11 protein-coding genes and 2 tRNA genes are annotated in these 11,821 nt (G+C 46.2%); 10 read left to right on the top strand and 3 right to left on the bottom strand.

The window, feature by feature from the left end; all coding sequences use genetic code 11:
- Positions 1-151: 151 nt before the first annotated feature.
- A complete protein-coding gene (locus C7B77_RS01625; RefSeq protein ID WP_106299668.1) occupies positions 152-1,975 on the top strand; it encodes a right-handed parallel beta-helix repeat-containing protein in 1,824 nt (607 codons plus the stop codon).
- 152 nt (positions 1,976-2,127) lie between these two features.
- Here the strand turns inward: C7B77_RS01625 and tsaD are convergent, their stop codons facing one another.
- Positions 2,128-3,180, bottom strand: coding sequence for a tRNA (adenosine(37)-N6)-threonylcarbamoyltransferase complex transferase subunit TsaD (tsaD, locus tag C7B77_RS01620; protein WP_106299666.1), 1,053 nt, complete (start codon positions 3,178-3,180; stop codon positions 2,128-2,130).
- A gap of 311 nt (positions 3,181-3,491) precedes the next feature.
- Between tsaD and C7B77_RS01610 the strand changes: the two genes are divergently transcribed.
- The 7 genes from C7B77_RS01610 (at position 3,492) to C7B77_RS01580 (ending at position 8,677) form a co-directional block, all read left to right on the top strand.
- Positions 3,492-3,989: a Photosystem I reaction center subunit III gene (locus C7B77_RS01610; protein ID WP_106299662.1), complete on the top strand. Its 498-nt coding sequence runs from the start codon at positions 3,492-3,494 to the stop codon at positions 3,987-3,989.
- A 183-nt stretch (positions 3,990-4,172) separates the two neighbouring features.
- The gene (psaJ, locus tag C7B77_RS01605; protein ID WP_106299660.1) at positions 4,173-4,298 is read left to right on the top strand and encodes a photosystem I reaction center subunit IX; all 126 of its coding nucleotides are present in this window, start codon (positions 4,173-4,175) and stop codon (positions 4,296-4,298) included.
- Positions 4,299-4,450: 152 nt separating this feature from the next.
- Positions 4,451-4,933: a photosystem I reaction center subunit XI gene (locus tag C7B77_RS01600; RefSeq protein ID WP_106299658.1), complete on the top strand. Its 483-nt coding sequence runs from the start codon at positions 4,451-4,453 to the stop codon at positions 4,931-4,933.
- Positions 4,934-5,468: 535 nt separating this feature from the next.
- A tRNA-Tyr gene (locus C7B77_RS01595) sits at positions 5,469-5,549 on the top strand.
- An 11-nt stretch (positions 5,550-5,560) separates the two neighbouring features.
- Positions 5,561-5,632, top strand: a tRNA-Thr gene (locus tag C7B77_RS01590).
- A gap of 314 nt (positions 5,633-5,946) precedes the next feature.
- The gene (locus C7B77_RS01585) at positions 5,947-7,872 is read left to right on the top strand and encodes a M48 family metallopeptidase (protein WP_146138139.1); all 1,926 of its coding nucleotides are present in this window, start codon (positions 5,947-5,949) and stop codon (positions 7,870-7,872) included.
- A 130-nt stretch (positions 7,873-8,002) separates the two neighbouring features.
- Positions 8,003-8,677 carry a hypothetical protein gene (locus C7B77_RS01580; protein WP_106299654.1) on the top strand — a complete coding sequence of 225 codons (675 nt, stop codon included), beginning with the start codon at positions 8,003-8,005 and terminating at the stop codon, positions 8,675-8,677.
- A gap of 91 nt (positions 8,678-8,768) precedes the next feature.
- Here C7B77_RS01580 and C7B77_RS01575 read toward each other — a convergent pair whose 3' ends face one another.
- On the bottom strand, positions 8,769-10,019 hold the full coding sequence (locus C7B77_RS01575; protein WP_106299652.1) for a tRNA nucleotidyltransferase/poly(A) polymerase-related protein: 1,251 nt from the start codon (positions 10,017-10,019) through the stop codon (positions 8,769-8,771).
- Positions 10,020-10,060: 41 nt separating this feature from the next.
- Between C7B77_RS01575 and C7B77_RS01570 the strand changes: the two genes are divergently transcribed.
- Both C7B77_RS01570 and C7B77_RS01565 read left to right on the top strand, forming a co-directional pair.
- Positions 10,061-10,309, top strand: coding sequence for a Ycf34 family protein (locus C7B77_RS01570; protein ID WP_106299650.1), 249 nt, complete (start codon positions 10,061-10,063; stop codon positions 10,307-10,309).
- Between the two features lie 127 nt (positions 10,310-10,436).
- The gene (locus tag C7B77_RS01565; RefSeq protein WP_106299648.1) at positions 10,437-11,294 is read left to right on the top strand and encodes an SDR family NAD(P)-dependent oxidoreductase; all 858 of its coding nucleotides are present in this window, start codon (positions 10,437-10,439) and stop codon (positions 11,292-11,294) included.
- A 91-nt stretch (positions 11,295-11,385) separates the two neighbouring features.
- Here C7B77_RS01565 and tsaE read toward each other — a convergent pair whose 3' ends face one another.
- Positions 11,386-11,820: a tRNA (adenosine(37)-N6)-threonylcarbamoyltransferase complex ATPase subunit type 1 TsaE gene (gene tsaE / locus C7B77_RS01560; RefSeq protein WP_106299670.1), complete on the bottom strand. Its 435-nt coding sequence runs from the start codon at positions 11,818-11,820 to the stop codon at positions 11,386-11,388.
- Between the last annotated feature and the right edge of the window lies 1 nt (position 11,821).

The following is an 11,821-nucleotide window of genomic DNA, read 5'->3' as shown; positions in this document are numbered from 1 at the left end:
TAATTAGTTACTGCGAAATCGAAAAATAATTAGATTTCGATCCGATCGATAACAGTGCGAGAAAATTATAAATAAGTGACGAATCAGGTTAAGCAGGCACTTGTTTTAGCCATCGAGTTTAGAAAAGAAAATAATATCTTAATATACGATTATGCTGCGAAAAATGTTAGTAATTAACATCGCATTAAATTTGCTGTTAGCGCAGGAGACAGGAGCGCGATCGACAAAGTTGCCAGGGCAGATTGAGGAGGTGAGTCAACTTCCTGCTAGCTCCATGCAAGCTCGCAAGAGTCCGAGCAAAGTTGGAACAACTGCGGCGAGTAACACACAACCCAGACTGCCAGCACTGCCCAAAATTGGGAGGTTGTCCGAGCTAGTTACTAAATTTGGTGCAGTCCCTAACGATGGCAAAGATGACACGGCAGCAATCCAAGCCGCGATCGATGCTGTCGCCAAAAAAGGCGGGAGCGTACTATTTCCACCGGGTACTTATAATATTTCGATCCAACGTCAATTAAAACACCCGCAAGCTCTGAAGCTACGTTCTGGCATTAAATTGGCTGCTAGTACTACCAAAGGGGCTACTCTCCGGCTGGCCGATCGGCAAGGGAAGTATGAGTCGATTATGGGGACTGAGGAATATGGCACCCCACTGAACGATTTTGCCATCCAAGGCTTGACGATCGATTCCAACGGTCAAAACAATCCCATACTGGCTGCCGAAGGCCCAGGTGGGAAGATCCCTGCCGATTTTGGCGATGAACAAAACTTGTTACCGCGCACGGCAATTCGGGTCTATGTGGGCAAACGTATTTCAATCGATCGGACTCGATTTACCAATCAAAATGCAGTCTGGTCGGTGGTCATTAACGGTAAGCTCGATGGCATGACCGATGCAGCAATTACCAATTCTCGATTCGATAATGTAGGTGGCAATGCGGTCGATTTCGATCATTCCTCGATCTATACCCAAGGGTCGCGGATGCTGGTCGAGAATAACACTTTTATTTCCCGGTTTGGCCCCGGTACTAAAGGTGCGCGCACGGCGATCGAAATTCATGGTAACGATCAAATCGTGCGCGGTAACACGATTAAAGGCTTTACCAATGGTATCAATGTTACAGGGGCAGGCACTCCAGTCTCCCAACGTCAACTCTATGAAAACAATCTCATCGATGGGGCGAATACTGGATTTACGCTGTGGTTTAGCATCCACAAAGGTAATAGTGCCAGTCAGCCAGCTATGCAACAGATTGTTATCCGGCGTAACACGGTGAATATCAGCTCCGATAAATGGGTGGAGCCGGGGATTGTCAGCGATAGTGGCCCTTCAGCAGGGATTATGCTCGATCCGAATAGTAACGCACCGCTTCAAGATGTGACGATCGCGGATAATCGCATCAATTTTGTCAATGCCAAACCCGTACATTTCGCACACGATCGTTTTTCTAGTGGGATTACCCTGTGGAAATATACGCATCAGAATACACCGATCGATCGACTGAGGATTTCTGGCAATCGGATTACCAACGCACCAGGCGCGGGAATTTGGTCGAATGCCGCGTTGGGTGGTGCTGGCAGCTCCAAAATCGAAAATAACACGATCGTCAATCCCGCTCGCAGTATTCATTTAGCTGGCGATAAGTCCGGACAAGCTCGTGCGGGGATCTATCTTCAATCTAATAGCAACAATAAAAATCTTCGCATCCAGAATAATACGATCTTGGATACGCTCAAGCCGACGCGATTGAAGTATGGTATCGTGGCTAACTCGGCCTGTGCTGGTAGTTGCCGGATCGATCGAAATACTGTCAAGGCTCCAGCTTCGACCCCAGTACAAGCGAATGTAAGTTGGGGCGGTCGCACTCCCGTGTCTACTCAGTCGTCAGTGATACTGACCAATTTAGGCAAGGTCTTGTTTCTGTGTTTGCTATTTCCGGTAGTTCTGATTTCTAAGTCTTATTGGCGCGGCTAAATAATCTCAGCGGGGTGATGGGTTATTGCAATAGAAAACTTGCTGGTGCGATTGAAAACCCAAATCTGGGGATACCGACCCCCAGATCCTGGCTGAGTCAGGGCTATTGCTGAAGAAACGGCAAAAAATCGCCATAAAAGTCCTCTTCCCCACTATCGATCGGAAGATCGATACAAACTCATCACTTCCATCACCGATAGCCGCGACTGTACGCCCAAATCTAAGGGCGAAATATGTCCCCGACTCAGATGCTCCGCCGCCGCACAACCGATCATCGCCGCATTATCCATGCAATACTCCATCGGTGGAAATAATACCCGAATGCCCCGATCGCCAGCAGCCGCTTGTAATGTCGCTCTGAGACCGCGATTGGCCGCAACACCCCCACCGATAGCGATCGTCTCCAAACCATAATCGCGCGCACAAGCGATCGCCCGTTTAGTTAGCGATCGCGCGATACTAGACTGAAAACTAGCCGCAATATCCGCCACAGGCAACTCTTGCCCTGCTGCTTGCAATTTCTGAGTCAATCTCAGTACCGCCGTTTTCACCCCACTAAAACTAGAATCATAGGGATGAAAACCCCCACCAGGGAGCGAGATATTGCCCTCTGGCAACGGATAAAGGTTCGGATTGCCTTGACTTGCCAATCGATCGATTATCGGGCCGCCTGGATAGCCCAGATTTAATAATCTGGCTACTTTATCAAAGGCTTCACCAGCAGCATCATCGCGAGTCGCCCCCAGCTCGGTATAGACCCCACAATCTTTGACATGAATCAGACTGGTATGTCCGCCAGATACCAATAAGCACAAAAATGGTGGCTGCAACTCTGGCGCACTCAAATAGGAGGCGTAAATATGTCCTTCCAGGTGATGCACGCCGACGAATGGCTTGTCGTGTAAGATTGCCAACGTCTTCGCCGCACTCATACCAATCATCAACGCCCCCACCAACCCCGGTGCGACTGTTGCCGCAATCCCATCGATTTGCGTCCAATCGAGAGCTGCTTCCCGAATAGCTCGATCGATTAAATCGTTAATTGTTAATACATGTTGCCGCGATGCCACTTCGGGGACAACTCCCCCATATTGGGTATGAATTGGGATTTGCGAGGCGATGACACTGCTGCAAACTTTACGATTGTTAACAATTGCCACCGCAGTTTCGTCACAACTTGTTTCAATTGATAAAACTGTTGTCATTAGCTGCTAATTTTAAAGATGAAAATAGAGTTAAGTAATTTGGCAATCGTGTCAGTGTAGCTCTTAATTTGAGTAATACACCAACTCATTGGCAGAGACTTTTCTCTGGAGACTAGCTTGCCAAGCGATCTCGATCTGCTGGCAATATATCGCCAATCTCTACAGTATCAGCGATCTTTGGCGATCCATACTCAAGATCGTTGAAGATTCCCAAAAGACTATTATAGTTTTTTTGCCAAAGCAGATCGAACGCACGATTCTGTGTTTTGTAAATAAAACTTTTTGTTTTGTTATAAAAGGAAACAATCACTATGCAAAAACTGTTGGCTTTTGTCCTTGCCATCTGTCTCTGGTTCAACTTTACTCCCACTGCATCTGCATCTGAAGTAGCTGGACTCACTCGTTGTGGCGATACGCCTGCTTTTCAGCAACGTGCGAAAATGGCACGCAATACTACCAACGATCCCCAGTCTGGTAAAAATCGCTTCGATCGTTACGCTCAAGCTTTGTGCGGGCCAGAAGGACTGCCACACTTGATTGTAGATGGACGACTCGATCGGGCGGGCGACTTCTTGATTCCTAGCATCCTGTTCCTCTACATTGCTGGCTGGATCGGTTGGGTCGGTCGCGCTTACATCATCGCCATCAAGAAAGGCGACAATCCCGAGATGAAGGAAATCGTCATCGACGTACCTTTAGCTGTTAGCTGTATGTTAGGCGGCTTCGCTTGGCCTGCTGCTGCCCTGGGTGAATTCACCTCTGGTAAATTAGTTGCTAAAGATAGTGAAATTTCTGTTTCGCCTCGGTAAATTGAGTCTCGATCGATGGCATAGTCGCTTTTAAGATTGAGGCTGGCGATCGATTTAAGTTAGCAGTTAACAATAATGTCATCTCTAACTTACGGATTTACAGCTCGAACTTTAAACTTCCCCAAACAGATTGTCTAGTAGCAATACTTGCAACATATTGATTTTAGATTCTGGAGATATTCCATGCCACATTTGCTCAGATTTTTATCTACTGCTCCAGTTTTGGCAGCAGTATGGATGACATTTACTGCGGGTATTTTGATTGAATTCAATCGCTTTTTCCCCGACTTGTTATTCCATCCCTTGTAGTATTAGGCGTTAGGTATTAGGTCTTAGGTCTTAGGTCTTGGGAATATTAGAAAGATGCTTGCGTCCTAAATTCCTAAAGCCTAAAGCCTAAAGCCTAATCCCTAAAGCCTAATCCCTGTCCCCATCCCCTTAATTAGTTTGAGAGGTTTTTTATGGCTACTCGCGTTCAAGCTGTCAGCAGTCCCAATCCTGAAGTTAGCAATTTAGCTACTCCTATCAATGGTTCGGGTATCATTCAAGCTTTTATTAGCAACTTACCGATTTATCGGGCTAATCTATCCCCTCAACGACGGGGTTTAGAAGTGGGAATGGCTCATGGCTATTTCTTACTCGGCCCCTTCACTCTATTGGGGCCTTTACGCCATACCGACCAAGCATATCTCGCCGGATTGCTCGCCACCGTCGGATTGGTAGTAATCTTGACTGTTTGCCTATCGATCTATGCTAGCGTGAATCCCGCAGCCCCACTGCCTAGTGTGACTGTACCCACACCACCTAACAATGTCAAAGATGGCAAAGGTTGGAGTGAGTTCACCACTGGGTTCTTGATTGGTGGTGTTGGCGGAGCTGCATTTGCCTACTTGTTAGTCGCAAATGTACCCGTGCTCAGTAGTTTTTCGATTCTGAGCAAATAAGTATTAAATTAGTTGCTCGCTAATCTGATGCCACTAACTAATAGCGACATGTAGTTGGCGATCGCTCCTGGGCGATTTCAACTATATATCGACCGCCCCATCTTCTAGTCGAAGATGGGGCGATTTCATATTCGGGCCAAATTATCCTGAAGGGGTTACAAGCAACCTAGAAAGCCAAAGTCACCACCAATATCCCAAACCGAACCAAATCTGAGATCGGCTTGTCAGCCACTACCAGAAATATCTTCGTCACCGTTACTTGAGTCGTTGCCATGGTAGGTTTTCCCGTCTGGCACGACTTTGGCCGATCTAACCTAGACTAGTGATGCGAGCTGGGTTTAATCTGAGCGTGGAAAGTGCGCCGATCCTCGGCAAGCCAGCTCAAACTGGCACTTTGTAGCGTTTTAATTATACGAGAGCCAAAATGTTTGAAAAATAGCTTGGCTTTTTAAATCATCTATGTTAGGATTAATAATCGTGAAACAAAACAGCGGACACACTTAGAAAACACCTCCAAGTAAGTACGCCAAAACGTGGGTCGATGGCCGAGTGGTTAATGGCGGCAGACTGTAAATCTGCTGGGAGACCTACGCTGGTTCAAATCCAGCTCGGCCCACTTTCACCAACGCCCTCATAGCTCAGTGGTAGAGCACTTCATTGGTAATGAAGAGGTCATGAGTTCAAGCCTCATTGAGGGCTTTTTTTAGTTCATAGCAATCTGAGATAGTAAAATAAGTAAAAATTTTGAGTCCCACCAATATATTGGTGGGGCTTGTTTGTTTTAGCTCTCAGCGATAGCAGCTAGCGATCGAAGGCTCCGAAGACTCCAATGATTAATTGACATCGGTAATTTCAACTAAATCGATCGATAATCGCAAAAATACGTAGATTCACTTAGAGCGGTCGCAGAGTGAGTGGGAATAATAGTTCCATCCACTAAGTTTAAGATTTAACTTGAAAGCGACATCGCTAAAAGTTTGAATTTTGAGTTTTGAATTTTGAATTGCGATGCGATGGAGTTAAAACAGCAGGCTAAGTTCGATCTGTTAGTCCAGCAATTAGAACGATCGAGCCGTCATCGATCGACTACTAAATATCAACTGCGCGTAGCCGCATTAGCTACGATCGGCTATGGATATATTGCGATCGTTTGTTTGAGCTTATTTAGTAGTTTGTGGATGGTAAGATGGGCGATCGAAATCGCCCAAAAAAGACCGATTAGTCTCGATCCGAGTCAATTGTGGATCTTATTTGGCTTGGTGGCGATCGCGACTTTTTGGGTGCAATCGCCGTCATTGAGCGATCGCGAAATCCATCGCGCTGAATTTCCCGAACTATTTGCAGTTATTGACGAACTTAGATATCGATTAAAAACGCCTAAAATTCATCATGTGGTGATTAATTACGACCACAATGCGGCAATATATCAAACACCTCACCTCGGTTGGTTTGAATGGCATCGTAATTATTTACTACTCGGTTTACCATTACTTCAATCGCTTTCACCAGAACAATTCAAGGCAACATTAGCTCATGAATTGGGTCATTTGTCAAAAAATGACAGTAGTTTTACGGGCTATATTCTCCGCGTCAGACAGATGTGGGAAAATCTCACAGCCGATAATAATTTATTTATTTTCCAGTGGTTCTTTCGCTGGTATGAGCCATTAATTAAAGCCTATTCGTTTGTCTCGATCCGCGATCGAGAGTATGCCGCCGATGCGCTGGCGCAAAGCATGACTAGTCCCGAAATTGCCGCTAGCGATTTAATTCAAACTTATATTTATCAATATTATTTGCAAGAGTGTTTCTCTCGTCAACTCGATCGTCAAGCACGCGAGCGGGAGACACCGCCAACGGATGTAGTCACCCAAATGCTGGCGGCTTTGCGTCAACCGCTCGATCCGCAAACAGCACAGATTTGGCTCGATTTTATCCTGTCAGAGGCGACAGATACCGATGATACTCATCCGTGTCTGAGCGATCGATTGGCGGCTGTCGGCTATCCTACCCCCAAATCCTGGACGCCTACACCCATTCTTCAGACGGCAGCGGAGTACTTTTTTGGCGATCGGTTGATGGATTTAGCCGCCGAGCAGGATCTGCGCTGGTATGAAAGTCGCAAAGCCGAGTGGTGGCGACAATATCACCACGCACGCTACCAATATGAATATTTAGCCACCCTGAATCTAAAAGCGACAACTACGCCATTAACGCTGGCGGAAGCAACAATTCAAGCCAATCTGACTACTGAGTTACACGATACATCGTTAGCGTTGCCATTGTGGCAAGAACTCTTAGCGCGAGATCCCAACCATGCGGGTGCAAATTATCAGGTAGGTAAAGTGCTTGTCAGTCGGGGACATTTGAGCGGCTGTGTTTATTTAGAACAGGCGATCGTATTAGATCCAGATTTAGCGATTTCTAGTTGTGAGGAATTATATAAGTTTTATATTTACCAAGGCGACTTAGACTCTGCTCGGATTTATTTAGAGTGGCGACAACAGTATTTACCAAAACAATGGCGATCGAGATTAGAACGCAATCTTTTGGAAACAGATCGATTCATTCCGCACGATCTCGATCCAGATTTAGTTACCGAGATTTGTCAGAAGTTATCTAATTATCCCGCGATCGATCGGGCATATTTAGTCTGTAAGCCGATGCAGATTTTTAGCGATCGCTCTTTGTATGTATTAAGTCTTAAAATTGACACTTCTCTTTCAAAGTCTGCTCGCCAGAGATTCAAGGCTAAATCGGAACCAGATGATAGTGATTTATCGATCGAGATGTTATGCGATCGACTTCAAGTCGAGCTAAATTTCGGTAAACGCCTAATAATTGCCACTTTCGACAGTCATAGATCTAGCGGTACCAGTTATCGAGATTTAAAACTAATCGAAAACATCCAAAAAATAGCTGGTGCCCGCATCTTTTAACTTAACTCAATGTTAGATTGTTTGACATAAAACTCTAAAACCCCACGATTTAATACCGATCGCGATCTTGAATATTCGTGTTTACAAATCAACTATCAACTATCAATTATCAATTATCAACTAATTACCAATGTCTAAGTCTCAACCTAATTTTTTAAGCCAATGGTTATCGATCCAGGTTGTTGGCTCGATTCTGCTAGCGATCGCAACTCAAGCAATCGTGACTTTGTTCACATTACTCTTTAAGATCGATAACTCGATCGTCATCTATCTGCTCAGAATATTAGCTTGTCTATTGAGCTTCACAATTCAGGGCTACTTACAGTGGTGCGTGCTCAAGCAATTTATTAAAACACTCAGTCATCGCTGGATGTTTACATCGATCGTGGTGTTGCCAATTAATATTTTAAATTGGGTATCGATCCATCTGGGAATCAAGTCATTGATATTAGACGAAGACGGTACCGTGTTGATTATTTTAGCAATTATTGGTGCCGTAGTTGGCGGCATTGGCGGGCGAGTCGTTGGCAATTTGCAAAAATCTTTACTCAAACAAAGTCTATACTGGCGATCTTTATGGCTCGATTGGGATCGCGAACAGTTGCTCGCTGGCGCACTTAGCGGTGTTGTTACATCGATAATTATTATCGCTTCGGTATTTTTATTTGGCTGGAATTGGATTTCCTCACCGCTATCAGCATTTGTTTGTTCGATCGGTTTAGCATCGATTTCGCAAGTGATGTACGGATTTATTGTCGGCGATACCATTCAAGATGTATTCCAACAAGCTAAAATCTTAAAATAAGAGAGCCTTTTTTGAACCGCAGCGATTTGCGCTCGTCGGGGAACCCGACGAGCGCAAATCAAGACAGCGACGCAAAGACGCAGCGGAATTATTAGTCTGTATCATGGGAAGGATCGCTCGCTTTGAGAAACTCTCTGGCAAATTCCAATGCCTCTAATGACGTAGATATTTTCCCATTAATTCTGGCTATTTGAATTTCAGTCAAGAGTTTACCGATCGTCGGTGAAGGGGGAATCTTTAAGACGTCCATCAGCTCGCGTCCGTTAACTAGTGGTGTTGGATGTGCGACTAGATCTTGCGGATCGAAATAGCGATCGATGAGCGGAGCTAAACTCAATAACTCTACGCCAGCAGCGATCGCTAAAACGATCGATAGCGGAAAACGATCATCTACAGATTGGAACCAAAAATATTGCTCGGTTAAAGACATCGGTTCGCTTAATAATTGCGGTAAGTAAGTAATTACCGTAGTGACTACCTGAATTTCTGCCGAACTAAATGTCAAGCGCAACATTTGGGTGGTTGCAATCTGGAGATCTGACGATAATAGGAATGTAAATTTACCGATCGCGCGCCGCGAAATCGCGATTGTGTCCCGTAAAGGCCGATCGAGTTCGAGATCGAGTGCGGGATAATGTTGGCGGACTAATTCGCAAGCTCGATCGAATTGACTTAATTTAGCGGCAAAATCCGTGCAGACGGGTAGTTCTAACCAACCTGTCAACAATTCATCGGCTACCATCGCCGCCAACCACTCACTGCTATTGGGTGTTAGCAATAAATATCGTAACTCCGCTAAGACCCGTTCTGCGGCAACATTTGTCAATAAGAGTGCCAAATCGCGAATTGCCTGCTGAGTCTGTGACTCGATCGCGAAATTAAGCTGCGCCCCTTGACGATAAGCCCTGAGTAGGCGCAAAGGGTCATCGATGAGGTTATCCCTACTCACCATTCGGATCGTGCGCTGGTGGATGTCCTGAGTGCCAGAGAATGGATCGACAGTCGCACCTGTTTGAAGGTCATAGGCGATCGCATTGAGCGTGTAGTCGCGGCGTGCCAGATCGTTAGTAATGCTTTCTCCGTCTTGTTGGGCGATATCTACCGTCATCCCCGGAAATACTACCCGCGCGATCTGACGTTCGGGATCGAGCAGTACAAACCCCGCTCGGTACTCTGTGGCTAACTTTCGCGCCAGATCTACCGCCCCAGTCGGTACCACCAAATCCAAATCTAATTCCGCTCGCACCCTCCCCAACAGCGCATCGCGGACGGCACCACCCACCACATATACTGGCTTTGGCAATAAATCTAGGTTGAATGGTAGATTCTCTAAAAATTGCATAGAATACGAGATATTGGTTAGTCCCTAACCCCTAATATCTTATGTGTATCTGTATCAATTGCGAGTACGTCGATCGCTGTACGACCTATCATGCAGTCGAAGAACAACACCAACAAGCTCATCTGACGGCTACGCCTACTTTTGAAGCCACTCAGCCACAAATTAACGTGAATATCCGCACCCGTGATGAAGGCGTGGAGATGGAGTGGGATGTCGTCGGTTGTCTGAGCTTTACCAAAGATGCTGGCAAATGGTCGCGGTTGCGTCCGGGAGAATTAATTCCTACTTGAGAGCCAGGGCTGATTTACTAAATAACTAAACATCTGTAAATGTCCGACTATCGTGCCTCCGGTGGACGGAACCCATTTGAGATATTTACCTACCTAAAATTCAGAATTTAAGTTAGGAGAAAATTAAGTGATTCAACTTGACGATCGAGTAGCCCTTATTACTGGCAGCGGGAGAGGGTTGGGGGCAGCCTATGCCCGCCTGCTTGCGGAAAGAGGAGCGCGAGTCGTTATACATGACATCGGCGTTAATAAAGACGGTACCGGATTCGATCCGAATGTTGCGGCTGATGCTGCAAGGAAAATTCAAGCAGCAGGCGGAGTTGCATTTCCGAGCAATGTCATCCTCGATAGCAGAGATAGCTGCCGAAGTTTAGTGGAAACTACGTTGGAGCAGTTTGGCCGCCTGGACATCTTGATTCACAATGCGGGATGGGTTGCCTATGAGTCAGTGCAAGAACTAACGCCTGATTTCCTACAACGTGCCATCAGCATTAATTTAGAGGCACCCACATGGTTGGCTCAAGCTGCCTTGCCAATTATGAAACGGCAAAACTACGGACGGATCGTGCTGACGACTTCAGATCGAGCTATTTACCCGCAATACGCACTCAGTGGTCTCGCCCCTTATGCGATGGGAAAAATGGCACAGATCGGCCTGATGAATGTGCTCGCGGTTGAAGGTAAAGAGCATGAAATTATTGTCAACGCGATTTCGCCAGTAGCCAAAACGCGGATGTGGAACGTACAAGATGAGCCAGAGGACTTGCGACCAGAGCAAGTAGCCCCTGGAGTGTTATATCTTGCTTCTTCAGAATGCCAAGAGTCTGGATTTATATTGAGGGCAGCAAACGGACAATTTACAGCCGTGCGCTGGGTCGAGCGAGACAATGTGGACTATCCGTTAAACCTTGCCGCTGTTGAGGTGTCTGCTGCGGAGGATATTGCTACTCGTTGGCCAGAGATTGCTGTGGATGTTGCATTTTAGAGACTAGGCTGGTAGTGCTTGGGAGAATTTCTAGTATGAACCCGCCCTTCCCCACTACATAAAATCTCAACCTGTTTCTATACGCCGTAGACTATCGTGCTGAGATAATTTTCGCAATTCTGCCCTCGACTGGATCGTAAGTCAATTCGAGTTGCAGGTATTCGGGTGGTAGATGCGCTAATCTTTCCGCCCATTCGATCGCGACGATGCCCTGTTCGTGCTCTAGTCCCAGCCAATAGGATTCCAAATACAGATCGTCAACCTCCGCCGATGTCAAACGGTAAAGGTCGAGATGGTAGAGCGGTACCCGTCCGCTAAAATACTCGTTAATAATCGTAAATGTCGGACTGACGATCGAGTCTGTAATCCCCAACCCTTGCGCGATCCCCTTGACTAGGGTAGTTTTGCCGCTACCCAAATCTCCCGTTAATAACAACACGCTACCCGCTGTCAAAGACTTACCCAAATCCATCCCCAGCACCTGAGTAGCATTCTCATCTGGTAAGTTAACAGTCCGATCGGTCATA

Source organism: Chamaesiphon polymorphus CCALA 037, from assembly GCF_003003845.1.
Taxonomy (GTDB): domain Bacteria; phylum Cyanobacteriota; class Cyanobacteriia; order Cyanobacteriales; family Chamaesiphonaceae; genus Chamaesiphon; species Chamaesiphon polymorphus.
The sequence above is the reverse complement of the archived record's forward strand: the minus strand, read 5'-3'. Positions and strand labels throughout refer to the sequence as shown.

What these genes read in the sequence shown, in the direction of transcription:
- C7B77_RS01625 (WP_106299668.1), top strand. Translation starts at nt 152, where the DNA reads ATGCTGCGAAAAATGTTAGTAATTAACATCGCATTAAATTTGCTGTTA.
- tsaD (WP_106299666.1), bottom strand. Translation starts at nt 3,180, where the DNA reads ATGACAACAGTTTTATCAATTGAAACAAGTTGTGACGAAACTGCGGTG.
- C7B77_RS01610 (WP_106299662.1), top strand. Translation starts at nt 3,492, where the DNA reads ATGCAAAAACTGTTGGCTTTTGTCCTTGCCATCTGTCTCTGGTTCAAC.
- psaJ (WP_106299660.1), top strand. Translation starts at nt 4,173, where the DNA reads ATGCCACATTTGCTCAGATTTTTATCTACTGCTCCAGTTTTGGCAGCA.
- C7B77_RS01600 (WP_106299658.1), top strand. Translation starts at nt 4,451, where the DNA reads ATGGCTACTCGCGTTCAAGCTGTCAGCAGTCCCAATCCTGAAGTTAGC.
- C7B77_RS01585 (WP_146138139.1), top strand. Translation starts at nt 5,947, where the DNA reads ATGGAGTTAAAACAGCAGGCTAAGTTCGATCTGTTAGTCCAGCAATTA.
- C7B77_RS01580 (WP_106299654.1), top strand. Translation starts at nt 8,003, where the DNA reads ATGTCTAAGTCTCAACCTAATTTTTTAAGCCAATGGTTATCGATCCAG.
- C7B77_RS01575 (WP_106299652.1), bottom strand. Translation starts at nt 10,019, where the DNA reads ATGCAATTTTTAGAGAATCTACCATTCAACCTAGATTTATTGCCAAAG.
- C7B77_RS01570 (WP_106299650.1), top strand. Translation starts at nt 10,061, where the DNA reads ATGTGTATCTGTATCAATTGCGAGTACGTCGATCGCTGTACGACCTAT.
- tsaE (WP_106299670.1), bottom strand. Translation starts at nt 11,820, where the DNA reads ATGACCGATCGGACTGTTAACTTACCAGATGAGAATGCTACTCAGGTG.